23 protein-coding genes are annotated in these 24,844 nt (G+C 71.9%); 15 read left to right on the forward strand and 8 right to left on the reverse strand.

Going from position 1 to position 24,844, the window contains the following annotated elements; translation table 11 throughout:
• Positions 1-16: 16 nt before the first annotated feature.
• Positions 17-1,195: a SpoIIE family protein phosphatase gene (locus tag ACZ67Q_RS34585; protein WP_471190294.1), complete on the reverse strand. Its 1,179-nt coding sequence runs from the start codon at positions 1,193-1,195 to the stop codon at positions 17-19.
• A 174-nt stretch (positions 1,196-1,369) separates the two neighbouring features.
• On the opposite strand from ACZ67Q_RS34585, the gene ACZ67Q_RS34590 reads away from it, so the two are divergent.
• Positions 1,370-2,632, forward strand: a complete 1,263-nt coding sequence (locus ACZ67Q_RS34590; RefSeq protein ID WP_471190296.1) for a GNAT family N-acetyltransferase — start codon at positions 1,370-1,372, stop codon at positions 2,630-2,632.
• Between the two features lie 48 nt (positions 2,633-2,680).
• Here the strand turns inward: ACZ67Q_RS34590 and ACZ67Q_RS34595 are convergent, their stop codons facing one another.
• Positions 2,681-3,490, reverse strand: coding sequence for an Fpg/Nei family DNA glycosylase (locus ACZ67Q_RS34595; RefSeq protein WP_471190298.1), 810 nt, complete (start codon positions 3,488-3,490; stop codon positions 2,681-2,683).
• Positions 3,491-3,572: 82 nt separating this feature from the next.
• Positions 3,573-4,058, reverse strand: a complete 486-nt coding sequence (locus ACZ67Q_RS34600) for a ribose-5-phosphate isomerase (protein ID WP_471190300.1) — start codon at positions 4,056-4,058, stop codon at positions 3,573-3,575.
• A gap of 231 nt (positions 4,059-4,289) precedes the next feature.
• Between ACZ67Q_RS34600 and ACZ67Q_RS34605 the strand changes: the two genes are divergently transcribed.
• Positions 4,290-5,789, forward strand: a complete 1,500-nt coding sequence (locus tag ACZ67Q_RS34605; protein WP_471190302.1) for an amino acid permease — start codon at positions 4,290-4,292, stop codon at positions 5,787-5,789.
• A gap of 40 nt (positions 5,790-5,829) precedes the next feature.
• Entirely contained in the window at positions 5,830-7,143 is a 1,314-nt protein-coding gene (locus tag ACZ67Q_RS34610; protein ID WP_471190304.1) for an FAD-binding oxidoreductase, read from the forward strand.
• 135 nt (positions 7,144-7,278) lie between these two features.
• Here ACZ67Q_RS34610 and ACZ67Q_RS34615 read toward each other — a convergent pair whose 3' ends face one another.
• On the reverse strand, positions 7,279-7,863 hold the full coding sequence (locus tag ACZ67Q_RS34615) for a biotin transporter BioY (protein WP_471190306.1): 585 nt from the start codon (positions 7,861-7,863) through the stop codon (positions 7,279-7,281).
• 272 nt (positions 7,864-8,135) lie between these two features.
• Here ACZ67Q_RS34615 and ACZ67Q_RS34620 point away from each other — a divergent pair, with 272 nt between their 5' ends.
• The 9 genes from ACZ67Q_RS34620 (at position 8,136) to ACZ67Q_RS34660 (ending at position 16,828) form a co-directional block, all read left to right on the forward strand.
• Positions 8,136-8,222 carry a putative leader peptide gene (locus ACZ67Q_RS34620; RefSeq protein ID WP_471190429.1) on the forward strand — a complete coding sequence of 29 codons (87 nt, stop codon included), beginning with the start codon at positions 8,136-8,138 and terminating at the stop codon, positions 8,220-8,222.
• A 78-nt stretch (positions 8,223-8,300) separates the two neighbouring features.
• Positions 8,301-9,512, forward strand: a complete 1,212-nt coding sequence (locus ACZ67Q_RS34625; protein WP_471190308.1) for an ROK family protein — start codon at positions 8,301-8,303, stop codon at positions 9,510-9,512.
• A 197-nt stretch (positions 9,513-9,709) separates the two neighbouring features.
• Positions 9,710-10,753, forward strand: coding sequence for an ABC transporter substrate-binding protein (locus tag ACZ67Q_RS34630; protein ID WP_471190310.1), 1,044 nt, complete (start codon positions 9,710-9,712; stop codon positions 10,751-10,753).
• On the forward strand, positions 10,750-11,592 hold the full coding sequence (locus ACZ67Q_RS34635) for an ABC transporter permease (RefSeq protein WP_471190312.1): 843 nt from the start codon (positions 10,750-10,752) through the stop codon (positions 11,590-11,592). The genes ACZ67Q_RS34630 and ACZ67Q_RS34635 overlap by 4 nt, the downstream gene beginning before the upstream one ends.
• A complete protein-coding gene (locus ACZ67Q_RS34640) occupies positions 11,568-12,302 on the forward strand; it encodes an ABC transporter ATP-binding protein (RefSeq protein ID WP_471190314.1) in 735 nt (244 codons plus the stop codon). The genes ACZ67Q_RS34635 and ACZ67Q_RS34640 overlap by 25 nt, the downstream gene beginning before the upstream one ends.
• Complete coding sequence (locus tag ACZ67Q_RS34645; protein ID WP_471190316.1) at positions 12,299-13,648, forward strand: LLM class flavin-dependent oxidoreductase; 1,350 nt, start codon at positions 12,299-12,301, stop codon at positions 13,646-13,648. Before ACZ67Q_RS34640 ends, ACZ67Q_RS34645 begins: the two co-directional genes overlap by 4 nt.
• A 12-nt stretch (positions 13,649-13,660) precedes the next feature.
• Positions 13,661-14,551 carry a TauD/TfdA dioxygenase family protein gene (locus tag ACZ67Q_RS34650; RefSeq protein WP_471190318.1) on the forward strand — a complete coding sequence of 297 codons (891 nt, stop codon included), beginning with the start codon at positions 13,661-13,663 and terminating at the stop codon, positions 14,549-14,551.
• Positions 14,552-14,675: 124 nt separating this feature from the next.
• The gene (locus ACZ67Q_RS34655; RefSeq protein ID WP_471190320.1) at positions 14,676-16,064 is read left to right on the forward strand and encodes an amino acid permease; all 1,389 of its coding nucleotides are present in this window, start codon (positions 14,676-14,678) and stop codon (positions 16,062-16,064) included.
• Between the two features lie 116 nt (positions 16,065-16,180).
• On the forward strand, positions 16,181-16,828 hold the full coding sequence (locus ACZ67Q_RS34660) for a superoxide dismutase (RefSeq protein WP_471190322.1): 648 nt from the start codon (positions 16,181-16,183) through the stop codon (positions 16,826-16,828).
• Positions 16,829-16,944: 116 nt separating this feature from the next.
• On the opposite strand, the gene ACZ67Q_RS34665 is transcribed toward ACZ67Q_RS34660, so the two are convergent.
• Positions 16,945-17,721 carry an SAM-dependent methyltransferase gene (locus ACZ67Q_RS34665; RefSeq protein WP_471190324.1) on the reverse strand — a complete coding sequence of 259 codons (777 nt, stop codon included), beginning with the start codon at positions 17,719-17,721 and terminating at the stop codon, positions 16,945-16,947.
• 118 nt (positions 17,722-17,839) lie between these two features.
• On the opposite strand from ACZ67Q_RS34665, the gene ACZ67Q_RS34670 reads away from it, so the two are divergent.
• Positions 17,840-18,106, forward strand: coding sequence for a hypothetical protein (locus ACZ67Q_RS34670; RefSeq protein ID WP_471190325.1), 267 nt, complete (start codon positions 17,840-17,842; stop codon positions 18,104-18,106).
• Here ACZ67Q_RS34670 and ACZ67Q_RS34675 read toward each other — a convergent pair.
• The gene (locus tag ACZ67Q_RS34675) at positions 18,093-18,737 is read right to left on the reverse strand and encodes a mycothiol-dependent nitroreductase Rv2466c family protein (RefSeq protein WP_471190327.1); all 645 of its coding nucleotides are present in this window, start codon (positions 18,735-18,737) and stop codon (positions 18,093-18,095) included. The two genes, ACZ67Q_RS34670 and ACZ67Q_RS34675, sit on opposite strands and share 14 nt — an antisense overlap.
• A 156-nt stretch (positions 18,738-18,893) precedes the next feature.
• Here ACZ67Q_RS34675 and pepN point away from each other — a divergent pair, with 156 nt between their 5' ends.
• Both pepN and ACZ67Q_RS34685 read left to right on the forward strand, forming a co-directional pair.
• On the forward strand, positions 18,894-21,473 hold the full coding sequence (gene pepN / locus ACZ67Q_RS34680) for an aminopeptidase N (RefSeq protein ID WP_471190329.1): 2,580 nt from the start codon (positions 18,894-18,896) through the stop codon (positions 21,471-21,473).
• 435 nt (positions 21,474-21,908) lie between these two features.
• The gene (locus ACZ67Q_RS34685) at positions 21,909-22,976 is read left to right on the forward strand and encodes a hypothetical protein (RefSeq protein WP_471190331.1); all 1,068 of its coding nucleotides are present in this window, start codon (positions 21,909-21,911) and stop codon (positions 22,974-22,976) included.
• Positions 22,977-23,055: 79 nt separating this feature from the next.
• On the opposite strand, the gene ACZ67Q_RS34690 is transcribed toward ACZ67Q_RS34685, so the two are convergent.
• Together ACZ67Q_RS34690 and ACZ67Q_RS34695 are read right to left on the reverse strand one after the other, a co-directional pair.
• Complete coding sequence (locus tag ACZ67Q_RS34690; RefSeq protein ID WP_471190333.1) at positions 23,056-24,198, reverse strand: serine hydrolase domain-containing protein; 1,143 nt, start codon at positions 24,196-24,198, stop codon at positions 23,056-23,058.
• Positions 24,199-24,306: 108 nt separating this feature from the next.
• Positions 24,307-24,777, reverse strand: coding sequence for an NUDIX hydrolase (locus tag ACZ67Q_RS34695; protein ID WP_471190335.1), 471 nt, complete (start codon positions 24,775-24,777; stop codon positions 24,307-24,309).
• Positions 24,778-24,844: the final 67 nt, after the last annotated feature.

The raw sequence follows: 24,844 nt of genomic DNA on the forward strand, positions 1-24,844 counted from the left end.
CGGACCTCCCGAGCGGTCAGTGGACGAAGGACGCGGTCGGGCCCTCGCGGCAGATCAGCAGCAGGGCCCGGTCGTCGTTGACGTCCTTGGCGACCGCCTCGATCAGGTGCCAGGCGGCGCCCTGGAAGCCGGCGGCGACATAGCGGTCGGCCTCACCCGTGAGCCGGTCGATGCCCTCGACGATGTCCCGGTCGGAGGTCTCCACCAGGCCGTCGGTGAACAGCATCAGGACGTCACCGGGGCGCAGGGAGCCCTTCACCGGGTCGAACTGGGCGCCGTCGTACACGCCCAGCAGGGGGCCGTCGGCGGCCTTCTCCTCCCAGCGGCCGCTGCCCGCGCTGAGCTGGAGGCCCGGCGGGTGGCCCGCGGAGTACAGCTCGTAGTCGCCGGAGTCCAGGTCGAGGACGAGGTGGATGGAGGTGGCGAAGCCCTCGTCCCAGTCCTGGCGCAGCAGATAGCCGTTGGCGGCCGGCAGGAAGGCGTGCGGGGGCAGGGAGCCCAGCAGCCCGCCGAACGCGCCGGACAGCAGCAGGGCGCGCGAGCCGGCGTCCATGCCCTTGCCGGAGACGTCGGTGAGGACGACCTCCAGGGTGCGGCCCCCGTTGGTGCGGGCCGCGACCACGAAGTCGCCGGAGAAGGACTGCCCGCCGGCGGGGCGCAGCGCCATCTCCTGGTGCCAGCCGCGCGGCAGCGGGGGCAGCTTGCTCTGCACCCGGATGCGTTCACGCAGGTCGAACAGCATGGTGCCGCCGCGCCGCCAGGGCACGCCGACCCGGCTGCGGAACTGGGCGATCAGCAGTCCGACGAAGCCGCAGGCGGCGACCACCAGCACCACCCCGGGCGTGACCCGGCTCGGGCCCTCGGTGTACGGGCCGAGCCACACCGACTCCACGATCAGGGCGGTCGCCGCCGCCGCGTACAGGCCGAGCAGGCTCGCCGGGCGCAGCACCAGGCCGCCGACGACGATCGGCAGGACCAGCGCGGCCGGCGAGAACCACACGGAGTTGGCGAGGGTGAGTGCGGCGATGAGCGGGATGGTGAGGAAGAGGCCGGCCAGCGCGATCCAGTCCGAGCCGTCCCCGCGGAAGTAGTCGACGGCGGCCCGGCGCACGCCGACGCGGGCCCGGTGCCACTGCATCTTCCACCGGGCCGTGAACGTCTCGGCCGCCGTGCGCCGTCCTCGTCGTACTGCCATTGGTCGGTGACCCTATCCATCGGGCCGGGCGCTTGGCACGGGAGGTCCTGCTTGTCCCCCGTCCGAGGCCCCTTTTCTCAGGGGGTTCTCAGTGAACGGCACGCGGGCCGGGCGTGCGGGCGGGAGGGAGAAATTCCCTCGCTGGTCCCGGTGTGGCCCTGATAGGCATGATTCATGGCGACTGAGGCGAACGACGCGACGGGCACCGGGGTCGAGCTGCGGGTGCTGCGGCACGAGGACTTCGAGCAGTGGTACGGCACCCTGCTGCGCGCCTTCGGCGGGGTGACGGAGTCGGAGGAGGAGCGCGCGCTGTGGCGGGACCTCACCGAGTACGACCGCTCCCTGGCCGCGTGGGACGGGGACGCGGTGGTGGGGACGGCGGGGGCGTTCTCCTTCCGGCTGACCGTGCCGGGCGGGGCGGCGGTGCCCGCGGCGGGCGTCACCATGGTGGGCGTGGCCGCCACGCACCGGCGGCGCGGGGTGCTGACGACGATGATGCGGCGCCAGCTGGACGACGTACGGCTGCGGGGTGAGCCGCTGGCGGTGCTCACCGCGTCCGAGCCCTCGATCTACGGCCGCTTCGGGTACGGCGCCGCGAGCCGGCAGCTCGGCGGCGAGATCGACACCGCGCGGGTGTCGCTGTCCGTGCCGGAGGGCACGGACGGCGTACGGCTGCGGTACGCCGAGCCGGGCGACGTCGTGCGCGAGTGTGAGGCGGTGTACGCCCGGCTGGTGCCCGAGCGGCCTGGGATGCTGGCGCGGCACCGGCCTGGCTGGGAGCGGGTCGGACTGCTGGACCCGGAGAGCGAGCGGGACGGGGCGTCACCACTGCAGTGCGTGCTCGCCGAACGCGGCGGTGAGGTCGTGGGGTTCGCCCGGTTCCGGGTCAAGCCGGGCTGGGGGCCGGGCGGGCACGACGGCACGGTGGTCCTGACGGAGCTGTACGGACTGGATCCGGCGGCGCAGGGAGCGCTGTGGCGGTTCCTGTACGACATCGACCTGACGTCGACGCTGGTGGTGCGGGGGCGGCCGGTGGACGAGGCCTGGCAGTACCAGGTGTCGGACATCCGGCGCTGTCTGCTGCGCATGCGGGACCAGTACTACGTGCGGCTCGTGGACGTCGGGGCGGCGCTGGCCGCGCGGACCTATCAGGTGCCGGTGGATGTCGTGCTGGAGGTGTCGGACACCTTCTGTCCGTGGAACGCGGGGCGTTGGCGGTTGAGCGGCGACGCCAAGGGCGCGTCCTGCGAGCGGACCGGTGACGCGGCCGATCTCGCCCTGTCCGTGCGCGAGTTGGGGGCGGCGTATCTCGGGGACGTGCCCCTCACGGCGCTGGCGGCGGCCGGGCGGGTGCGGGAGCTGCGGGGCGGGGCGCTGACGGAGGCGTCGGTGGCGTTCGGCTCGTCGGTGGCCCCGTGGCTGCCGCACGGGTTCTAGGGGGTGTCTCACCGGCCGGGCCGGATCAGTGGGTCCTCGGCGCCGGCGTCAGGGTTTCTGGCAGGTGGGGCACCAGAAGAGGTTGCGGGCGGCGAGGTCGGCGGTGCGGATCTCGGTGCCGCACAGGTGGCAGGGCTGCGGTGCGCGGCGGTACACGTAGACCTCGCCGCCGTGGTCGTCCACGCGGGGCGGGCGGCCCATCGCCTCGGGCGTGTGCTCGGGGCGGACCGTGTCGATGCGGTTGTGGCGGACGCCCTCGCGCATCAGCGCGACGAGGTCCGTCCAGATCGCCTGCCACTCGGCGGGGGTGATGTCCCGGCCCTGACGGTAGGGGTCGATGCCGTGCCGGAAGAGGACCTCGGCGCGGTAGACGTTGCCGACGCCGGCGATGACCTTCTGGTCCATGAGCAGCGCGGCCACGGTGGTGCGGCTGCGGCAGATCCTCCGGTACGCCGCGTCGGGGTCCGCGTCGTCGCGCAGCGGGTCGGGGCCGAGGCGGGCGTGTACGGCCTGCTTCTCGGTGTCCGTGATCAGCGCGCAGGTCGTGGGGCCGCGCAGGTCGACGTACGCGGTGTCGTTCGCGAGGCGCAGGCGGACGGTGTCGGTGGGCGGGGGCGCGGGGGCGTCCCCGAAGGTCACCTTGCCGAAGAGACCGAGGTGGATGTGCACGTGCTCGCTGTCGCGGAAGCGCAGGAAGAGGTGCTTGCCGTGGGCCTCGGTGGCGGTCAGGACGGAGCCGGTGAGGAGGTCGGCGGCGTCGGAGAACTTGCCCTGGGGGCTGGTGACGCGCGGCGCCGTGCCCAGGAAGCGGGCGGCGTAGTCCTGCGCCAGCCGGTGGATCGTGTGCCCCTCTGGCACGGTTGCCGTCTCCTCTCGTGACCGTCCGCGGGGCGTGCGCCCAGGCCCCGGCCGGGTCCTGGGCGCAAGCCCCTGCGTTCGACTACTGCTGCGGGTGGTGCGCCGGGATCGGCGGCAGGTCACCCGTCGTCTCGTAGGACGACAGCATGTCGATACGGCGGATGTGGCGCTCGTCGCCGGAGAACGGGGTGTTCAGGAAGGTCTCGACGAACTTCGTCGCCTCCTCCTGCGTGTGCATGCGGGCGCCGACCGCGACCACGTTGGCGTTGTTGTGCTGGCGGCCGAGCGCCGCCGTCTCCTCGCTCCAGGCGAGGGCCGCACGCACGCCCTTGACCTTGTTGGCGGCGATCTGCTCGCCGTTGCCGGAGCCGCCGATCACGATGCCGAGGGAGCCCTCGTCCGCCGCGGTGCGCTCGGCGGCGCGCAGGCAGAAGGGCGGGTAGTCGTCCTGGGCGTCGTAGATGTGCGGCCCGCAGTCGACGGGGTCGTGACCCGCCGCCTTCAGCCATTCGACGAGGTGGTTCTTGAGTTCGAAGCCGGCATGGTCCGAGCCGAGATACACGCGCATGGGACGAGTGTGACATGCGCGGGCGCGGGCAGCAGGGCGGGGTGGAGGCCGGGGAAGGGTGCACCGAGCGTAGGGGTGAGGCTACAGAACCTCAGGAAAACCTCAAGTAACGATCCGGATTCAAAGGTTCCCGAATTCCGTTACCTCGGATTCACTGGTCCGGCTCGTACACCGCTCCGTACGGGAGATGGATCACAACAAGATCACGCGGCGCAAAGGAATTCCGTCCCAATGACCTCGCAGCCGTCCATGACGCAGGCCGGACACGGCCAGAAAAGCCCCGGTGCCCCCGGCGACCCCGGATCCGGGCTCCAGGCAGGACTCAAGAACCGTCATCTTTCGATGATCGCCATCGGCGGTGTCATCGGCGCCGGGCTCTTCGTGGGCTCCAGCACCGGTATCGCCACCGCCGGACCCGGCATCCTCCTCTCCTACGCGCTCGTCGGCACGCTCGTGGTGCTGGTGATGCGCATGCTGGGTGAGATGTCGGCCGCCAATCCGACCTCCGGGTCGTTCTCCGCCCACGCCGACCGCGCGCTCGGCCCCTGGGCCGGGTTCTCCATCGGCTGGCTCTACTGGTTCTTCTGGGTGGTGGTGCTCGCGGTCGAGGCGACCGCCGGTGCCAAGATCCTCGAAGGCTGGATCCCGGCCGTGCCCCAGTGGGGCTGGGCCCTGATCGTGATGGTGGTGCTCACCGCCACCAACCTCGTCTCCGTCGGCTCCTACGGCGAGTTCGAGTTCTGGTTCGCCGGCATCAAGGTCGTCGCGATCGGCGCGTTCATCGTCATCGGCGGTCTCGCCGTGTTCGGTGTGCTGCCGGGCGCGCACAGCGACCAGGCGGGCGTGTCCAACCTGACCGCGCACGGCGGCTTCCTGCCCAACGGGCCCGGCGCGATCCTCACCGGTGTGCTGCTCGTCGTCTTCTCCTTCATGGGCAGCGAGATCGCCACCCTCGCGGCCGGTGAGTCGGAGGACCCGCAGCGGGCCGTCACCAAGTCGACCAACAGCATCATCTGGCGCATCGGCGTCTTCTACCTCGGGTCGATCCTCGTCGTCGTCTGCCTGCTGCCCTGGGACAGCAAGGCGATCGCCGAGAAGGGCTCGTACGTCGCCGCGCTGGACTCGCTCGGCATCCCGCACGCCGGTCAGATCATGAACTTCATCGTGCTGACCTCGGTGCTGTCCTGTCTCAACTCCGGCCTGTACACGGCCTCCCGCATGGCGTTCTCGCTCGGTCAGCGCGGCGACGCGCCGAAGGGGTTCGCCCGGACCACCCCGCGGGGCGTGCCGCAGACCGCGATCCTCGTGTCGGTGGCGTTCGGGTTCGTCGCGGTGTTCTTCAACTACAAGTTCCCGGACACCGTCTTCCTCTTCCTGCTGAACTCCTCCGGTGCGGTCGCGCTGTTCGTGTGGCTCGCCATCTGCTTCTCGCAGTTGCGCATGCGGAAGATCATCCAGGCGGAGGCGCCGGAGAAGCTCGTTGTGAAGATGTGGCTGTACCCGTATCTGACCTGGGCGTCGGCCGCACTGATCGTCTTCGTGCTGGGCTACATGCTCACCGACACCGAGCACGACGGTCGCGAGACCGTGCTGCTGTCGCTGGGCGTCGCGGCGGTCGTCCTCGTCATCGCCTTCGTCAAGCAGAAGGTGGCGGGCGACCGGCGGAACGCCGTGACCGCGCCGGTCACGACCGAGGCGGCCGAGCCGGTCTCCTCCGACACGCACGGATAACCTGACGGCAGCTGTCAGGTTGTGCGGCCAGCATGGCCGCATGGACTTCACGGACCTCGACACCGATCCGACGCAGCTGCCCGTCCTCGAGCCCGGCGACCCCGCCTACGACGCGGAGGTCGCCGGGTTCCAGACCGGATTCAGCCAACGGCCGGACCTTGTCGTCGCCGCCTCGAGCGCCGACGACGTGGTCGCGGCCGTTCGGCATGCCACCGACCGGAACCTGCCGGTGCGGGTGCAGACGACCGGGCACGGGCTGCCCGGCGCCGTGGAGGGCGGGGTGCTTCTCACGACCTCGCGGATGGACCGGGTGGAGATCGACGCGGAAGCCCGCAGCGTGCGGGTGCATGCGGGGGTGCGGTGGGGGCAGGTCGTCGCGGCCGCCGCGCCGTACGGGCTGGCCCCGCTGAACGGCTCGGCCCCGTCCGTCGGCGTCGTCGGCTACACCCTGGGCGGTGGACTGGGCATCCTGGCCCGGCAGTTCGGGTACGCCGCCGACCATGTCCGCTCCCTCGACGTCGTCACCGGCGACGGCATCCCGCGGCACGTCACGTCCGGGGACGAGCTGTACTGGGCTCTGCTCGGCGGCGGGCACGGCCTGGGCGTCGTCACCGGGATGGAGATCGGCCTCGTCCCCGTACGCACCCTGTACGGCGGCGCGCTCGCCTTCGACGGGCGCCAGGTGGACCCGGCGGCGGTGCTGCGTGCGTACGAGGCGTGGACGCGGACCGTGCCCTCCACGCTGACCTCGTCCTTCGCCGCCGTACCGTATCCGGATCTGCCGGCGCTGCCGCCGCACATGCGCGGGCGGTACGTCGTGTCGGTGCGGGTGGCGTACACCGGCGACCACGGGGACCGGCTCGTCGCGCCGCTGCGGGAGATCGGGCCGGTGCTGTCCGACTCGCTGCGCGTGATGCCGTACGCCGACAGCCACACCATCCACAGCGATCCCGATTTTCCGCACGCCTACTACGGGGACAGCGCGGTGCTGCGCGAGCTGGACCTGACGGCGGCCGCCGAGGTGCTCGCGCGTACGGGTCCGGACGCCGGCGGGCCCATGAGCGTCGTGCAGATCAACCACCTCGGCGGCGCGCTCGCCGCGCCCGCGCCGAACGCCGTCCCGTGGCGCGAAGGGCGTTTCCTGCTACGGCTGTTGTCCGTCGGCGAGCGTGAGACCGCCCGCGCGGTGCTCGACCCGGCCTTCGCCCTGCTCGCACGGCACACCCTCGGCCGCTCGGCGAGCTTCGCCTTCGGCGCCGGGGACCGCACGCGCGGCCTGCACGACGCGGAGACGACGAAGAGGCTCGCCGTACTGCGGTCGGCGTACGACCCGGCGAGCCTCTTGCGGAGCTAGAAGAATGTGGCGCCCACTGCTGCGGACCCGGCGGGACCGGCGTCCGCTCGTGCGGAGCCGGCCGAACCGGTGCCCGCCGCTGTGGAGCCGGCGAACCGGCGCCCGCCGCTGTGGACCGGCCGAACCGGCGTCCGGTCAGTCGCGGTTGGCGAACTTCCAGGCGGTGGGCAGGACGCCCATTGCCAGGGCCGCCTTCAGGGCGTCGCCGAGCAGGAACGGGGTGAGACCCGCCGCGATCGCCTGGGTCAGGGACATGTGGACGGCCAGGGCCAGGTAGGGCACGCCGACGGCGTAGATGATCGCCTCGCCCAGGATCATCGTGCCGGCCGTGCGCCAGACGTTCCGGTCGGCGCCGCGGCGGGCCAGCGCACCGACCACGGTGGAGGCGAGCAGCATGCCGAGGACGTACCCGAAGGAGGGCATGCTCGCGCCCGAGGCGCCCCCGGCGAACCACGGCACGCCCGCCATGCCGGCCAGCGCGTACAGCGCGAGCGCGAGGAAGCCGCGGCCGGCGCCGAGCGCGGTGCCGACGAGCAGGGCGGCGAAGGTCTGGCCGGTCACGGGGACCGGGGAGCCGGGCACCGGGACGGAGAGCTGGGCCGCGAGGCCGGTGAGCGCGGCGCCACCGAGCACGAGGGCCGCGTCGCGGACGCGGGAGGCCGGCAGCAGGTCGGCGAGGACCTGCCCGGTACGGGCGGGAGTGGCGGCAGCGGTGCTCATGGGGACTCCGCGGAGGTCGGGACGGCTTGGGACACCGTGACGCTATCCCAGCGCGCTCGAGCCGATCACCATCAGCGCTCGACAAAGGCCGGGACGGCGGCTTGGTGGGCTTCGGACAACACACGGGCAGGACACCCCTGCTGACGTGACACCCATCACGCAGGCCGTGACGTCTTCCTCACCCCGGCCCGGCCGCACCCTCCTGTGGGATACCGCCAAACGCGGCCGGGCGCCCTGGCCGGAACGCGCCGTCAGGGCCTACCCTTCCAGCCATGGTTGCCCAGGCCCGGTACTTCTCCTCGCGTCGCCATGTCGACCTGCGGCGCGTGGGCACGGCCATGTGTCACCGCGCGGTGTGAGGCGGCGGGAGCGGTGGCTCCGGCGCGCCTCCTGACGAGGACACCCGACGGCCCCCTCCCCCGAGGAAGCGCATCGCCATGCCCCGTACCGCGGCACCTCCCTTCGCCCTGTCCACCTCGCCGGTCCCCCGGGTCGCCGACCGCGACCGGCGTCGCACGAACGCCAGCGTCGTCCTGCGGTCCGTGCTGGAGCACGGGCCGGTAGCCCGCAGCGCCATCGCCCGGCTGACCGGGCTGTCCCCGGCGTCGGTGACGGACCACTGCGCCCGGCTGGCCGGGGCGGGCCTGGTCCGGGAGGCGGCCGTGCCCCGGCGCTCCGGCGGGGTCGGGCGCCCGCACCTGCCGGTCGATCTGGACACCGAGCACCTCTTCGTGGCCGCAGTGCACATCGCGGTGCCGTACACGACGGTCGCGCTGCTGGATCTGCGCGGGCGGGTGGTGCTCCGGCGGGAGCTGAAGCACGAGGACACCGATCCGCACCGGGTGCTTCAGCGGGCCGCCGACGGGCTCGCGGCGCTGTGCGCGTCGGTGCCGGGGCGGCGTCCGCTGGGCGTCGGGGTGGCCGTCGGCGGCTGGGTGGACCGGGAGACGGGCACCGTCGTGGAGCACGAGCTGCTGGGCTGGCGGGAGGTTCCGGTGCGGGAACTGCTCGGCGCGCGGACGGGTCTGCCGGTCCGGGTGGACTCCCATGCGCGGGCGTTGGTCCACGGCGAGCGGCTGTTCGGGCGGGCCCGGGGGGCCGGCAGCGTGCTGCACCTGTTCGTGGGCAACGTGGTCGACGCGGCGTTCGCCTCGAACGACGAGGTGCTGCACGGTCCGCGCTCGGCGGCCGGCGCGATCGCCCATCTGCCGGTGCCGGGCGGCAGCGAGCTTTGCGGATGCGGCCGTACCGGCTGCCTGCAGGCCGAGTTGAGCGAGCGGACGCTGTGCCGGCGGGCGCGGGCGGCCGGGGTGACGGACTCGGCGAACCCGATGCACGTGGTGGCCGCGGCGGCGGACGGGGAGGCGGTGGCCCGGCGGCTGCTGGTGGAGCGGGCCCGGGCCACGGGACGGGCGGCCGCGCTGCTGCTGGACGTGCTGAACCCGGAGGCGGTCGTGGTGACCGAGGTGGGGGTCCTGCACTTCGAGGACTGCTTGACCGCGCTGCGTGAAGCCGTCGGTCCGGCCCGGGCGGCGGATGTGCTGCCGACGAGTTTCCCCATCGATTCCGTGTTGGCGGTGGCGGGTGGTTCGGTGGTGCTGGACGCGTTGTTCCGGGACCCTTTGGGCGTCTGGCCTGAGGTTATTTAATTCAGAAACTCCGAATGTTGACAGGGGTCGCGCATGACCGGGAACATCCTGGTCATGAGCCCTCTCACCAGCTGTCGCACCGTCTGTTGCTGACATATTGCCGCGCATGAAGCGCGTGTTTCCCGCTGTGTGAGTTCTTCTTTCCCGGGCCTTCTTTCCCGGAGATTCTGCTGTCATTTCTTCCTGGGAGTCCTCCCATGCACCGTCGTACCTTTCTCTCTTCCGTGCTGGGCGCGTCCGCCGCCGTGGCGGGCCTCAGCGGCTGCGCGGACGGGCAGGCCGCCGCCGACACCGCGAAGGCCGCCACCCGGCCGCTCGCCGACCGCGTCCCCGCCGGGACGAGCCTGAAGATCGCCTCCTATCTGGGCCAGCAGCAGCTCCAGTTCAAGCTGGCGAGGCTGCCGGCGCTGCCGTTCACCGTCTCGAACTGGCTGAACATCGGTGCGGGCCCCGATGTCATCAACGCCTTCCGTGCCAAGTCCCTCGACCTCGCCAACAACGCGGGCATCCCACCGATCCAGGCCCACTACCAGGGGTTCGCCGCGAAGATCGTGGCGATCGACATCACCCGCAAGCCCAACTACCTCTTCGCCACCAAGCCCGGCAGCGACATCCGTACGGTCGCGGACTTCAAGGGCAGGCAGCTCGCCTTCTCCCAGGGCCAGGCCCAGGGCGTCGTCCTGCTGCGGGCGCTGAAGAAGGCGGGCCTGTCCTACGACGACGTGAAGCTGGTGCCGCTGACCAGCAACCAGTTCCTGACCGCGCTGCAGTCCGGGCAGGTCGACATCGCCCCGCTCGGCATCAGCCAGGCGCCCGCCTATCTGAAGCAGTACGGAGCCAAGGGCGCCCGCACCATCGCCACCGACGTCGTCGACCTGCTCAACCTGCTGTGGGCGCCGCAGTCCGTGCTGAACGACCCGGCGAAGGCCGCCGCGATCGCCGCCTACATCCCGCACTGGGCCAAGGGCCAGGTCTGGGCGTACGAGCACCCGGACGTGTGGAACGAGGAGTTCTACGTCAAGACGCAGAACCTGAGCCTTCAGCAGGCGAGGTCCATCACCGCGCTCGCGAACAAGCCGCTGTTCCCGCCGAGCTGGGACGAGGCGATCCGGTGGGAGCAGGAGACCGCCGACCTGCTCGCCGAGGGCGGCTTCGTGAAGAAGTTCGACGTCTCCTCCCTCTTCGACCACCGCTTCGAGGCGATCGCCGCCCGGGCCGTACCCGAGGAGTACCGGAAATGACCACCCTCACGACGACCGCCGTCGTGGCGCCGGAGGCCGGGGAGCTCCCCCAGGTCCGCAGGCGCCGCCGCCTCTCCCCCGGCCGCCGGCTGCCCGCCGCCCGGCTGGCCGGCCCGCTGGCCGTGCTCGCGCTGTGGACGGCCGCCTCGGCCGCCGGAACCCTGGACCCCGGCGCGATCCCCGCGCCCTGGACGGTGCTGAGGACCGCCGGGCATCTGTGGACCGACGGCACCCTGCCCACGGACATCGTGACCTCCCTGAAGCGGGCCGGCTCCGGCTTCGCGATCGGTCTGACGGCCGGGGTGCTGCTCGCGCTCGCCGCCGGGCTCAGCCGGGCCGGGGAGGCGCTGATCGACGGGACCGTGCAGCTCAACCGGGCGATCCCGACCCTCGGGCTGATCCCGCTGTTCATCCTCTGGCTGGGCATCGGCGAGACCTTCAAGATCGCCATCATCGCGATCGTCGTCTACATCCCGATCTATCTGAACACGCACGCCGCGCTGTCCGGCATCGACAGCCGTTTCGTCGAACTGGCCGAGGTGCAGGGCCTGTCGCGACTCACCTTCGTACGGCAGGTCGTGATCCCCGGCGCGCTGCCCGGGTTCTTCGTCGGGCTGCGGCTCGGGGTCACCGGCTCCTGGCTGGGCCTGGTGGTGCTGGAACAGATCAACGCCACGTCCGGCCTCGGCTATCTGATGTTCCAGGCGCAGAACTACGGCCAGAGCGACGTCATCCTGGTCGGCCTGCTGATCTACGGCGTCTTCGGCCTGGTCTCCGACAGCGCGGTCCGGCTCGTCGAACGGAGGGTGCTGTCATGGCGCCGCACACTGAGCAACTGACCCGGCCGGCCGTGCGGTTGCGCGGCCTGACCCGGTCCTTCGCGGGCCGCACGGTCCTGGACGGCGTCGATCTCGAGCTGCCCGCCGGGCAGTTCACGGCCCTGCTCGGGCACAGCGGTTCGGGCAAGTCCACGCTGCTGCGGGCGATCGCCGGCCTGGACCACGGGGTAGGCGGCAGCGGGCAGCTGACCGCGCCGGAGCGGGTGTCGGTCGTCTTCCAGGACTCCCGGCTGCTGCCCTGGCGGCGGGTGCTGGAGAACGTCCTCCTCGGCCTGGACGGCAGGGACGCCGAGGAACGCGGCCGGGCCGCCCTGGCCGAGGTGGGGCTGACGCACCGCGAGCGGGCCTGGCCGGGCGAGCTGTCCGGCGGCGAGGCACAGCGCGCCGCGCTGGCCCGCTCCCTGGTCCGCGAGCCCGAACTGCTGCTGGCGGACGAGCCGTTCGGCGCACTGGACGCGCTGACCCGGATCAGGATGCACGCGCTCCTGCGGGACCTGTGGCAGCGCCACCGGCCGTCCGTGCTGCTGGTCACCCACGACGTGGACGAGGCGATCGTGCTCGCCGACCGGGTCCTCGTCCTCGACCAGGGCCGCATCGGCCTCGACCTGACCATCGACCGCCCCCACCCGCGCTCCTACCGCGAACCGGTACTCGGCGAGTACCGCGAGCGCCTGCTGACCGCGCTGGGTGTCACGGAGGACCATCAGTGACCCGCAGAGAGCTCCACCTCAACGCGTTCTTGATGAACACCGGCCACCACGAGGCCTCGTGGCGGCTCCCGGAGAGCGACCCGTACGCACACGTCGATCTCCAGCACTACGTCCGGCTCGCGCGGAGCGCCGAGCGCGGCACCTTCGACTCGCTGTTCCTCGCCGACGGCCCGCAGCTGTGGAGCAACCTCGCCCAGCGCCCGGCCGGGGCCCTGGAGCCGCTCACCCTGCTGACCGCGCTGGCGACGGCGACCGAGCACATCGGGCTGATCGCCACCGCGTCCACGTCGTACAACTCGCCCTACAACCTGGCCCGCAAGCTGGCCTCCCTGGACATCATCAGCGGCGGCCGGGCCGGCTGGAACGTCGTCACCACGGCCGGCGCCGAGGCCGCCCGCAACTTCGGACTGGACGCGGAGCCCGCGCACGCCGAGCGGTACGCCCGCGCCGCCGAGTTCCTGGACGTGGCGCTGAAGCTGTGGGACAGCTGGGAGGACGACGCGGTCGTCGCCGACAAGGCGGCCGGGGTGTGGGGCGACGACCACAAGATCCATCCCCCCCGCCACCAGGGGAGGTACTTCGGCGTCGCGGGCGCCCTGAACGTGCCGCGCACCCCGCAGGGCTACCCGCTGCTGGTGCAGGCGGGCTCCAGCGAGGACGGCAAGGCGTTCGCCGCCCGGTACGCGGAGGCGGTGTTCACCGCGCAGCAGACCCTCGCCGACGCGCAGTCCTTCTACGCCGACCTCAAGTCCCGCATCGCGCGGGCCGGACGGGACCCCGACCTGCTGAAGGTGCTGCCGGGCATCGTCCCCGTCCTCGGCTCGACCGAGGCCGAGGCGCGGGCGGCGGAGCGGCTGCTGGAGGACCACATCGTGCCGGGCCACGGGGCGGCCCGGCTGGAGAGCCTGCTGCACCTGTCGCCCGGCACGCTGGAACTGGACGCGCCGCTGCCCGCGGACCTGCCGCCGGAGGACGCCATCGAGGGCGCCAAGAGCCGCTACACGCTCGTGGTGGAGCTGGCCCGGCGCGAGAAGCTCACCGTGCGGCAGCTCATCGGGCGGCTCGGCGGCGGGCGCGGGCACTTCACCGTCGCCGGTACGCCGGAGCAGGTCGCCGACGTGATCGAGACCTGGTTCAGCCGGGGTGCCGCCGACGGCTTCAACGTCATGCCGCCCGTGCTGCCCTCGGGCCTCGACGCCTTCGTCGACCACGTGGTCCCCATCCTGCGGGCCCGCGGCCTGTTCCGCACCGCATACGGCCCGCGCCGCACGCTGCGCGAGCGCTACGGCCTGCCCCGCCCCGCCAACCAGTACCTGATTCCCGCGTCCGCGCCCGCCCTCGCCTGAGAGGACCCCGCCATGTCCCTGAAGATCACCAAGGTCACCGCCCGCATCGGCGCCCGCGTCACCGGCGTCGACATCACCGCCCCGCTCGCCCCCGAGGAGGTCGCCGCGGTCCGCGAGGCGCTGAACGTGCACAAGGCGCTCGTGTTCGACGCGGGCGACCTGGACGACGCCGGCCAGCAGGCCTTCCTGCGCCATTTCGGCGACCTGACCACCGCCCATCCCACGGTCGGCGCCGTGGAGGACGCCCCGAACGTGCTGCCGGTGGACAGCGAACGGGGCCGGGCCAACCACTGGCACACGGACGTCACCTTCGTGCTGAACCCGCCGCAGGCCACCAGCCTGCGCTCACTCACCGTCCCGGCGTACGGCGGCGAGACGCTGATCGCCAACGCGGCCGCCGCCTACCGCGACCTGCCCGAGCCGCTGCGCCGCTTCGCCGACGGTCTGTGGGCCGAACACACCAACGACTACGACTACGCCGTACCGGAGGAGGACGTGGACGAGGAGCAGGCCGCGCAGCGCGCCCGCTTCACGTCGATCAAGTACCGCACCGCGCACCCCGTGGTCCGCGTCCACCCGCTGACCGGGGAGCGCGGGCTGTTCATCGGCGGGTTCGCGCAGCGGATCGTGGGCCTGTCGGCCGGCGAGTCCCGCAAGGTGCTGGAGCTGCTCCAGGCGTACGTCACGCGACCCGAGAACGTCCTGCGGCACCGGTGGGCGGAGCGGGAGCTGGTCCTGTTCGACAACCGGATCACCCAGCACTACGCCATCGACAACTACGACGGGCAGCCGCGCCGGCTGCACCGGGTGACCGTCGCCGGTGACGTGCCGGTCGGCATCGAGGGCAAGGAGAGCTGGTCGATCGAGGGCGACGCCGCGCACTACACCCCCGTTGCGGTGTAGTCGGAGTCTCACACTCCGCACCGCAGGTGTCCGGATACTGGGCGGTCCCTTCGCGTGAGCGGACGGGCCGCCCAGACTGGCGGGGTTTTTGCCCACCCCTTGCCTTCGTGGAGAGCCGCGCCCCATGCCCAGCCGCACGACCACGGACACACCGCCGCAGCAACAGGAGGGCGCCGCCCTCTCCCATGGCCTCAAGCAGCGCCATCTGTCGATGATCGCCCTCGGCGGCGTCATCGGCGCCGGGCTGTTCGTCGGCTCCGGCGCGGGCATCGCCGCCGCCGGCCCGTCGATCGTGATCGCCTACACGATCTCCGGCCTGCTGGTGATGCTGGTGATGCGGATGCTCGGTGAGATGTCCGCCGCCTACCCGTCCTCCGGTTCCTTCTCGGCGCACGCCGAGCGGGCGATCGGCCCCTGGGCCGGCTTCACCGCCGGCTGGTCGTTCTGGGTGCTGCTGTGCACGGCGGTCGGGCTGGAGGGCATGGGCGCCGCGAGCATCGCCCAGGGCTGGTTCCCCGGCACCCCGCAGTGGATGTGGGTCGCCCTGTTCATGGTGGTCTTCTGCGGCGCGAACCTGGCCGCCGTGCGGAACTTCGGCGAGTTCGAGTTCTGGTTCGCCCTGCTGAAGGTCGTGGCGATCAGCCTCTTCCTGATCCTCGGCGTACTGGCCATCGCGGGCGTGCTGCCGGACGTCGACGCGCCCGGCACGTCCAACCTGACGGACTTCATGCCGCACGGCAGCGAGGGCCTGCTCGTCGGCCTGCTCGCCTCGGTGTTCGCCTACGGCGGTCTGGAGACGGTCACCATCGCGGCAGCCGAGTCCCAGGACCCGGTCCGCGGTGTCGCGTCCGCCGTCCGCACGGCGATGTGGCGCATCGCCGTCTTCTACATCGGCTCCATGGCGGTCGCGGTCACCCTGGTCCCGTGGGACTCCAAGGAGGTCGTCGAGAAGGGCCCGTACGTCGCCACGCTCGACCACCTGGGCATCCCGCACGCGGGCCAGCTCATGAACGTCGTCATCTTCGTGGCCCTGCTGTCCGCGATGAACGCCAACATCTACGGCTCCTCGCGCATCGCCTACTCGCTGGTGCAGCGCGGCCAGGGCCCGAAGGCGCTGGCGAAGCTGTCCGGCGGGGTGCCGCGGATCGCGGTCCTCACCTCCTGCGTCATCGGGTTCGTCTGCGTGCTGCTCAACTACTGGCGCCCCGACGACATCTTCAAGTGGCTGCTGAACATGATCGGCGCGGTCATCCTGGTCGTCTGGATCTTCATCGCGGTCTCCCAGCTGCTGCTGCGCCGCCGCATGGAGCGCGAGGCCCCGGACAAGCTGGTCGTACGCATGTGGGCCTTCCCGTGGCTGACCTGGATCGCGCTGGCCGGCATGGCCGCGATCTTCGTGCTGATGGCCCGCGACCCGGCCAACCGCGTGCAGCTGTACTCGACCGGCGCGATGACGCTGGTCCTGGCGGCCGTCGGGTACGCCTGGCAGAAGGCGCGGGCCTCCCGCGGCTGACGCCAACGCCTCGCGACCCTCGCGCAGAACGCCCCCGTGTGATCCACACGGGGGCTTTTTGCTGCTAGCTTGTTATTGCGACTTACTTGCAATAAGAGCTCGGAGGTTCCTTGCGCATGCCCGTCTACACGTTGCCCGACCTGCCGTACGACTACTCCGCGCTCGCTCCCGTGATCAGCCCGGAGATCATCGAGCTGCACCACGACAAGCACCACGCGGCCTATGTGAAGGGCGCCAACGACACGCTGGAGCAGCTGGCCGAGGCACGCGACAAGGGGAGCTGGGGCTCGGTCAACGGCCTGCAGAAGAACCTCGCCTTCCATCTGTCCGGGCACATCCTGCACTCGATCTACTGGCAGAACATGACCGGACCGAAGGAGGGCGGCGGCGAACCTCTGGCCGCCGACGGGGTGGGCGAGCTGGCGGAGGCGATCAAGGAGTCCTTCGGTTCCTTCGCCGGCTTCAAGGCACAGCTGTCCAAGGCCGCCGCGACCACCCAGGGCTCCGGCTGGGGCGTCCTCGCGTACGAGCCGCTCAGCGGCCGGCTGATCGTCGAGCAGGTCTACGACCACCAGGGCAACGTCGGCCAGGGCGCCACCCCGATCCTGGTCTTCGACGCCTGGGAGCACGCCTTCTACCTGCAGTACCGCAACCAGAAGGCGGACTTCGTCGAGGCGATGTGGCAGGTCGTCGACTGGCAGGACGTCGCCCGCCGGTACGCCGCCGCCAAGGCCCGCACGGACGTGCTGCTGCTCGCGCCGTGACGTGAGCCCGGATGCTCCTGCCTCGTGATCGTCTTCTCACCCTTCACGTGGCAGGCGGAAAAGGGGAGGCCCTTGCGAGGACAGGACTCGCAAGGGCCTCCTGCACTGCCCGGGTCTCAGGGCTTGCGGCCCACTCCGCCGTGCTGGCCGATCGCCGTGGCCTCGGCGCCCGGCTCGGGCCGCCACAGCGGCACCGACACCACACCGGGCTCGATCATCTCCAGCCCCTCGAAGTACGCCTCGATCTGCTCGACGGGACGCAGGAAGTACGGCACCGCACCGGTCTCGTTGTAGCCGTCCTGGGCCGCCTCGTAGGCGGGGTCGGTGCCGCGCGAGCCGTCGTTGACACACAGGAAGCTGCCCGAGGGCAGGCCCGCCAGCAGACGCCGGACCAGGTCGCAGGCCACCTCGTGATCGGCGACGTGGCCGAGCAGACCGCTGAGGATCAGTGCCGTGGGCCGGGTCAGGTCGAGGGTGCGCCCCGCGGCCTCGATGATCTTCTCCGGGTCGTACAGACTCAGGTCCTCGTACGCCGTGGCGCCCTCGGGCGTGGACGTGAGCAGGGCGCGGGCGTGGGCGAGCACGAGCGGGTCGTTGTCGACGTAGACGATCCGGGACTCGGGGGCGAGCCGCTGGGCGACCTCATGGGTGTTGTCCACCGTCGGGAGCCCGGTCCCGACGTCCAGGAACTGGCGGATGCCGGCCTCGCGCACCAGGTACCGGATGGCGCGCCCGAGGAAGGCGCGGCTGCTGCGGGCGACGGTGACGATGCCGGGGAAGACGGCCGTGTAGGCGTCACCGGCCGCCTCGTCCACCGGGTAGTTGTCCTTGCCGCCCAGCCAGTAGTTCCAGATCCGGGCCGAGTGCGGCACCGAGGTGTCGATCTCCGTCATGGGGTGTTGCTCGCCTCCAACAGTGGGTTTGCCCGCTCATGGTGCTACGAAATGACCGACGGACAGGGCACATTGGGAGACTACGGCGGAGGCGTCCGCCTGTCCTGAGGAGCCGCTCATGGCGTTCGTGCGATGTCCCAGCCCCACCTGCAAGGACCGGATCCAGACCTTCCGCGAGCTGCGCCGGGAGGAGGCCGCGGCGGCCGGCGAGGCACTCGCCGCGCAGCTGGACGGGGAGACCTTCGTCGCCCGGGCCTTCCACCGCTGTACGGCCGAGGGGTGCCGGCGGGTGCAGCGCAAGACGAAGTACTGGGTGGGCGGCTATCTGCCGGAGGAGTTCGCGCACCCCTCCGGCAGCAGCACGGCCGGCACTACAGGTTGCTGAAGTCCGGACCCTTGGTCCGGGTGCGCTTGATCTCGTAGAAGCCGGGCACCGAGGCCACGGCGAGGGTGCCGTCCCACAGCTTGGCGGCGTCCTCGCCCTTCGGGGCGGGGGTGACGACCGGGCCGAAGAAGGCGATCTGCTCGCCGTCGGCGCCCGGCACGGCGATCACCGGGGTGCCGACGTCCTGGCCGACCAGTTCGATGCCCTCCTTGTGGGAGGCGCGCAGCTCGGCGTCGAACTCGAAGTCCTCCTGCTCGGCGTACTCGATCAGGTCGGCCGGCAGCCCGGCGTCGGCCAGCGCGCCGGCGATCGCCTCCAGGGTGACGCCCTCGCCCTGGTTGTGGAAGCGGGTGCCGAGCGCGGTGTACAGCGGGCCGAGGACCTGCTCCCCGTGGATCTGCCAGGCGGCGGTGACCACGCGCACCGGCTGCCACGCCTTGGTGGCGAGCATGTTCCGGTACTCCTCCGGCAGCTCGTCCAGCCTGTCCTCGTTGAGGACGGCGAGGCTCATCACATGCCAGCGGACCTCGATGTCCCGGACCTTCTCCACCTCCAGCACCCAGCGCGAGGTCATCCACGCCCAGGGGCACAGCGGGTCGAACCAGAAGTCGACGGGGGTCTTCTGCGACATGTCTCTCCTCAGGCGGACGTCTTTCCCCCGACAACGCCGTCGCACGCCCCGGCCATTCCCGCGTGCCCCGGCCGTTCCCGGCGGCGCCGCGTCAGGTGCGCATGGCAGGATCGGTCCTGTCCTGCCGTAGTCACGACACACGAGGGAGTGCCGCCCGTGCCCGGTGAGAATCTGTCCCGCGACGAGGCCCGGGAGCGGGCCGCGCTGCTGTCCGTCGACGGGTACGAGGTGTCCCTCGACGTCCGCTCCGCGGTCGGCGACCACGAGGGTGACGGTCCGCGCACCTTCCGCTCGGTCACCACGATCCGCTTCCGCTGCAACGAGCCGGGTGCGTCGAGCTTCGCGGACCTGATCGCGCCGAGCGTGACGGCCCTCTCGCTCAACGGCCGCGACCTGGACCCGAGCGAGGTCTTCGACGGCTCCCGCATCTTGCTGGAGGACCTGGCGGAGGAGAACGAGCTGGTCGTGGACGCGCAGTGCGCCTACTCCCGCACGGGTGAGGGCCTGCACCGCTTCGTCGACCCGGAGGACGGCGAGGTCTACCTCTACACGCAGTACGAACCGGCCGACTCCCGCCGGGTGTTCGCGAACTTCGAGCAGCCCGACCTCAAGGCGCCGTTCCGCTTCGAGGTGCGGGCGCCGCAGGAGTGGACGGTGTGGAGCAACGGCGCCGGGGAGCGCGCCGCAGGCGTGTGGCGGTTCGCGGAGACCAAGCCGATCTCGACGTACATCACGTGTGTCGTCGCCGGCCCGTACCACTACGTCACCGACTCCTACGAGCGCACCCTCGCCGACGGCAGCACGCTGCGCATCCCGCTGGGGGCGCTGTGCCGCAAGGGGCTGGCGAAGCACTTCGACGCCGACGACGTGTTCCTGGTGACCAAGCAGGGCCTGGACTTCTTCCACGAGCACTTCGACTACCCGTACCCGTTCGGCAAGTACGACCAGGCGTTCGTGCCGGAGTACAACCTCGGCGCGATGGAGAACCCGGGCCTGGTGACCTTCCGCGAGGAGTACATCTTCCGCGGCAAGGTGACGCAGGCGTCGTACGAGGCGCGGGCCAACGTCATCCTGCACGAGATGGCGCACATGTGGTTCGGCGATCTGGTCACCATGGTGTGGTGGGACGACCTGTGGCTGAAGGAGTCCTTCGCGGACTTCATGGGCACCTTCGGGAACGTGGGCGCGACCCGTTTCGAGAACGCCTGGATCACCTTCGCCAATCGCCGCAAGGCCTGGGCGTACCGCGCGGACCAGCTGCCCTCCACGCACCCGATCACCGCGGACATCCGCGACCTGCAGGACGCCAAGCTCAACTTCGACGGCATCACCTACGCCAAGGGCGCCTCGGTGCTCAAGCAACTGGTGGCGTACGTCGGCCAGGACGCGTTCCTGGAGGGCTCCCGGCGCTACTTCAAGCGGCACGCGTACGGCAACACGCGCCTCGGCGACCTGCTGTCGGTGCTCGAGGAGACCTCCGGCCGGGACATGGGCGCCTGGGCGCGCTCCTGGCTGCAGACGGCCGGGGTGAACGCGCTGACCCCGCAGGTGCTGCTGGACCCGGAGGGGCGGATCGAGGAGCTGGCGGTGGTGCAGGAGGCCGCCGAGTCGCACCCCGAGCTGCGTCCGCACCGGGTCGCGGTGGGCCTGTATCGCCGTGAGGGTGACGCTCTCGTGCGCTACGCCCGGACGGAGACGGACGTCGAGGGCGCGCGCACGGTCGTCGCGGAACTGGCCGGGGAAGAGGCGCCGGAACTGGTGCTGGTCAACGACGACGACCTGACCTACTGCAAGATCCGCTTCGACGCGACCTCGCTGGAGACGCTGAAGGGCCACCTGGGCGCGATCACCGACCCTCTCGCGCGTGCCCTGTGCTGGTCGGCGCTGTGGAACATGACCCGGGACGCGCTGCTGCCGGCCCGTGAGTTCGCGGACCTCGTGCTGCGGTTCGCGGGCCGCGAGTCGGAGATCGGCGTGGTGCAGATGCTGCACGCGTGGGCCGGCTCGGCGCTGACGCACTACGCGGCGCCGGCCTGGCGGGAGACCGGGGCCGCGCTGCTCGCCGACGGCGCCCTGCGTGAGCTGCGGGCGGCGGGGCCGGGCAGCGAGCACCAGCTGGCCTGGGCGCGGTTCTTCGCGACGGTCGCCTCGCGGGAGGCGGACCTTCAGCTGCTGAAGGCGCTGCTGGACGGCACCGAGAAGATCGACGGGCTGGAGGTGGACCAGGAGCTGCGCTGGGCGTTCCTGGAGCCGCTGGCCACGCACGGGGTGGCCGACGAGGACGTACTGGCCGCCGAGCTGGCGCGCGACGACACGGCCTCCGGCAAGCGGCACCAGGTGCGCTGCCTCGCCTCCCGGCCGTCGGCCGCGGTCAAGGCGCAGGCGTGGGCGCAGGTCGTGGAGTCGGACGCGCTGTCCAACGCGCTGACCGAGGCGACCATCGCGGGCTTCGGCCGGCCGTCACAGCGCGAGCTCCTCGCGCCGTACGCGGACAAGTACTTCGCGGCGATCGAGCGGGTGTGGGCCGAGCGGTCGATCCAGATCGGCATGCACGTGGTGTCGGGCCTGTTCCCGATGCTGCAGGACTCGCAGGAGACGCTGGACGCGGCCGACGCGTGGCTCACCGCCCACGAGAACGCCGCCCCGGCACTGCGCCGCCTGGTCCTGGAGTCCCGCGACGACCTGGCCCGGGCCTTGCGCGGCCAGGTCTGCGACGCGGCTGCCGCCGGGAGCTGAGGAGAGCACCGCGCCCGGCGTTTCCATGCACCGGGCGCGGTGACCGACCGGAGCGGGACGAGCGGCCCGGCGCCGGCCGGCTCGGGGGAGGCGCGACTGCCCGCGGCTGGGCGGACCGCCCGCCGCGGCGGCGCGGTTCGGGCCGACGGCAGGGCAGCCCACCCAAGGGGCGCGGGGAACTGCGCGACCAGCCATGACGAGACCCGCACTGGCCGCCTCAGGCACCCAAGCTTTGGCCAGCGCCCAGCGTCCCGTAGCCGTTACGGAATTCAGGCAATCGGAACCGTAACCCCCCACGCGCACCCGATCGGACCAGGGCTTTTCCGCCCCTACTCGGCATCCGAACACCCGTCCTTTAGTGCAGGGTCGTCCGGATTTGTCGACGGCCGTGTAACAGCGGTTAAGGGACGGATCGGACGCGGGAATCTCCGGGACATGAACCACAACACCCCGCTCCCCCCGGCCACCCCCCACCCCCCGCGTCACCTGCGCCACCTTCCCGACGCCCACCGCCGGGTGCTGACGGTCGCCCAGCTGCGCGCCCACGGCGTGACCACCGCCGACCTGAACGAGCAGTGCCGCTCCGGCGGTTCCTGGCAGCAGCTGCTGCCCGGCGTGGTCCTGCTGCACCCCGGCCCGCCGACCACCGACGAGCGGCTGCACGCGGTGCTGATGTACGCGGCCCGGGAGTCGGGCCCGGCCGCCCCCGGGGTGCCCGTGCAGCCCGGCGCCGGGGACGCGCACCGCCCGCCCGCCTACCGGGAGGCGATGATCACCGGGCTCGCCGCCCTCACCCTGCACGGCTTCGCCGCCACTCCCCCGCTGCTGTCCCTGGACACGATCGACGTCCTGGTCCCGCGGCTGCGCCGGCTGCGCTCCACCGGCTGCGCCCGGATCGTGCGCACCGCCGTGCTGCCGGAGGCGGAGGTGGTCACCGGGGTGCCGGTCGCCCCGGTGCCACGCGCCGTGGCCGACGCGGTGGCCGGGCTGTCGGACGCCCCCACGGTGCGCCGGCTGCTCACCGAGGCGGTCCGCGCCGGGCACTGCGACCCGGCCTCGCTGGTGCGCGAGCTGCACGAGGCGCGGCTGCTGACCCGCCCGCACGTGGTGGACGCCGTCGACCTGCTGCTGGCCGAGGGCCGCGCGATCGCCGAGGACCGTCTCTACGCGATGGTCCGCGACCACGGCCTGCCCGACCCGGTGTGGAACGTCGACCTGCGGCTGCCGGGGGGCCCGCACATCGGCGGTGTCGACGCCTACTGGCCGGAGCAGGCCGTGGCGGTGGAACTGGACACCCGGGCGCCCCGCCAGGAGGACGACGCGCTGTGGTCGGAGTACGTCCGCACACGGGAGACGCTGGAGCGGCTCGGCATCACGGTCGTCCATGTGACGCCGAAGAAGCTGCGGGAGTCTCCGGAGCAGCAGGCCACGGTGGTCCGCACGGCGCTGATGGCGGCCGCGGACCGCGATCCGGCCGCCTATGTGGTGGTACTGCCGCGGTAGTTGGGAACCAGTACAGGGGGTCAGGAGGGGACGGGAGGGGCCGCCGACGGGGAATCGGCGGCCCCTCCCGCTGGGTGCGTCAGCCGCAGAACTCGGCCTCGACCACCGCGTCGGTGTCGCCGGTCCAGTCGGAGTTGAGGTTGAACGCCAGCGAGTGACGGCCGTCGGCGGTGGTGACGGCCACGGAGGCGGAACCGTGGATGCCGCCGTCGTGGCCCCAGACGTGGACGCCGCAGCTCAGCTTGCGGTCCATGAGGCCGAGGCCGTAGCCCGCGTCGGGGATGTCCCCCGCCTTCACCGTCGTCTTCATCTCCTTCAGCTGTCGCGGCGGGAGCAGGGTCCCGCCCAGCAGGGCCCGGTAGAAGCGGTTCAGGTCGGCGGAGTCGGAGACCATCTCGCCCGAGCCGTAGGCCAGCGCCGGATTCAGCTCCGTGACGTCGTACGTCGGGCCGGTGGTCACCTTGGCCAGCTTGCCGTAGGCGCGGCTGCTGGGCCGGGGCAGCGTCGGGCGGGTGCCGGGCACCGAGGTGCCGGTCAGGTGCAGCGGGGCGATGACGCGGCGGCGGATCTCCTCGCCGTAGGGGCGGCCGGTGACCTTCTCGACGACCTGCGCGGCCAGCAGGTAGTTGGTGTTGGAGTAGTGCCAGGAGGCACCCGGCGCGAAGTACGGCTCGTGGGCGACCGCGATCGCCAGGAGCCGCTGCGGTGTCACGGGGTCGAAACGGTGGGCGTAGAAGCCGCCCTTGGTGAAGTAGGTCGCGGCGACGGCCTTGTCCTCGGTGTAGTTGAACACGCCGCTGGTGTGGTCGAGCAGCATCCGCAGGGTGATCTTCGAGCCGTCGTAGCCGTTCGTGCCGAGCACGCCCGGCAGCCAGTGCTCGAGGCTGTCGTCGAGCGACAGCCGGCCCTCCGCCTCCAGTTGCAGCAGCACGGTTGCGACGAACGTCTTGGTGATGGAACCGACGCGGTAGCGGTCGGCCGTCGAGCGCGGCGCGCCGGTGCGCAGGTCGCCGACGCCCGCCGTGGTCCGCCAGGTGTGCCGCCCGTCCTGTGCCGTGAGGGTGACGCCCGGGACGCCGGCCGCCACCTGGGCCCGGGCGGCCTTGCGGGTGGCGTCGTGCCGGTGGTCGCCGCCGGCGGGCGCCGCCGCCGTCGCGGGCGCGGCGAGCGCCAGGGACAGCAGGGCGGCCGCGGTACCCGCCGGCACGGAACGTGCTCTCATGTCTTCCCCCTTCGTGGTGGCCGGGTCACCCCCGTGATGACCCCGGCCGGAGGGAGGGACCGGCCGCCGCGCCACAGGGTTGAGCGACCCGCCGGGGTTGATCGTTTTTCAGCCGTGATCCCGCGCGGGCACGAACACCCGCCCTGTGGCGGGCCGTTCGTGCCACAGCCGCAGGCCGACCTCGACCATCCGGGCCCGGGGCAGGCCGGCCACCGCGTCGAGGTCGTGCCAGGCGGCCATGTCCGTGGAGCCGTTCACCTCGAACCGCAGCTCGCCGCCGGTCACCCGGGCCTCGTAGACCAGGCGCAGCCCGTGGTGGTCGACGGGGCGGCGCAGGCCGTGGCGGCGGAAGACACGGCGGGAGGAGTGCACGCCGAGCAGTGCGGTCGGCTCGACGTCGTAGCCGGTCTCCTCGGCGAGTTCACGCACCACGGCGTCCGCCGGGTCCTCGCCGTGCTCCACCCCGCCGCCGGGCAGCACCCATTCGGGGCTGCCGTCCAGGCCCGGTGAACGGGCCAGCAGCAGCTGCCCGTCGCGCACGCACACGGCGTAGGCCGCCACCCTCGATTTCCGACGCACGTCTGCCCCTCCATAGCGGGTTTTCCCCATACATCCATTTCGATTCGGTCAACTCTCCCCAAACAAT

Source organism: Streptomyces sp. NPDC036813 (assembly GCF_055609245.1).

What these genes read in the sequence shown, in the direction of transcription:
- ACZ67Q_RS34590 (WP_471190296.1), top strand. Translation starts at nt 1,370, where the DNA reads ATGGCGACTGAGGCGAACGACGCGACGGGCACCGGGGTCGAGCTGCGG.
- ACZ67Q_RS34635 (WP_471190312.1), top strand. Translation starts at nt 10,750, where the DNA reads ATGACCACCCTCACGACGACCGCCGTCGTGGCGCCGGAGGCCGGGGAG.
- ACZ67Q_RS34650 (WP_471190318.1), top strand. Translation starts at nt 13,661, where the DNA reads ATGTCCCTGAAGATCACCAAGGTCACCGCCCGCATCGGCGCCCGCGTC.
- ACZ67Q_RS34640 (WP_471190314.1), top strand. Translation starts at nt 11,568, where the DNA reads ATGGCGCCGCACACTGAGCAACTGACCCGGCCGGCCGTGCGGTTGCGC.
- ACZ67Q_RS34685 (WP_471190331.1), top strand. Translation starts at nt 21,909, where the DNA reads ATGAACCACAACACCCCGCTCCCCCCGGCCACCCCCCACCCCCCGCGT.
- ACZ67Q_RS34610 (WP_471190304.1), top strand. Translation starts at nt 5,830, where the DNA reads ATGGACTTCACGGACCTCGACACCGATCCGACGCAGCTGCCCGTCCTC.
- ACZ67Q_RS34675 (WP_471190327.1), bottom strand. Translation starts at nt 18,737, where the DNA reads ATGTCGCAGAAGACCCCCGTCGACTTCTGGTTCGACCCGCTGTGCCCC.
- ACZ67Q_RS34620 (WP_471190429.1), top strand. Translation starts at nt 8,136, where the DNA reads ATGGTTGCCCAGGCCCGGTACTTCTCCTCGCGTCGCCATGTCGACCTG.
- ACZ67Q_RS34670 (WP_471190325.1), top strand. Translation starts at nt 17,840, where the DNA reads ATGGCGTTCGTGCGATGTCCCAGCCCCACCTGCAAGGACCGGATCCAG.
- ACZ67Q_RS34690 (WP_471190333.1), bottom strand. Translation starts at nt 24,198, where the DNA reads ATGAGAGCACGTTCCGTGCCGGCGGGTACCGCGGCCGCCCTGCTGTCC.
- ACZ67Q_RS34665 (WP_471190324.1), bottom strand. Translation starts at nt 17,721, where the DNA reads ATGACGGAGATCGACACCTCGGTGCCGCACTCGGCCCGGATCTGGAAC.
- ACZ67Q_RS34605 (WP_471190302.1), top strand. Translation starts at nt 4,290, where the DNA reads ATGACCTCGCAGCCGTCCATGACGCAGGCCGGACACGGCCAGAAAAGC.
- ACZ67Q_RS34585 (WP_471190294.1), bottom strand. Translation starts at nt 1,195, where the DNA reads ATGGCAGTACGACGAGGACGGCGCACGGCGGCCGAGACGTTCACGGCC.
- ACZ67Q_RS34615 (WP_471190306.1), bottom strand. Translation starts at nt 7,863, where the DNA reads ATGAGCACCGCTGCCGCCACTCCCGCCCGTACCGGGCAGGTCCTCGCC.
- ACZ67Q_RS34600 (WP_471190300.1), bottom strand. Translation starts at nt 4,058, where the DNA reads ATGCGCGTGTATCTCGGCTCGGACCATGCCGGCTTCGAACTCAAGAAC.
- ACZ67Q_RS34660 (WP_471190322.1), top strand. Translation starts at nt 16,181, where the DNA reads ATGCCCGTCTACACGTTGCCCGACCTGCCGTACGACTACTCCGCGCTC.
- ACZ67Q_RS34625 (WP_471190308.1), top strand. Translation starts at nt 8,301, where the DNA reads ATGCCCCGTACCGCGGCACCTCCCTTCGCCCTGTCCACCTCGCCGGTC.
- ACZ67Q_RS34630 (WP_471190310.1), top strand. Translation starts at nt 9,710, where the DNA reads ATGCACCGTCGTACCTTTCTCTCTTCCGTGCTGGGCGCGTCCGCCGCC.
- ACZ67Q_RS34655 (WP_471190320.1), top strand. Translation starts at nt 14,676, where the DNA reads ATGCCCAGCCGCACGACCACGGACACACCGCCGCAGCAACAGGAGGGC.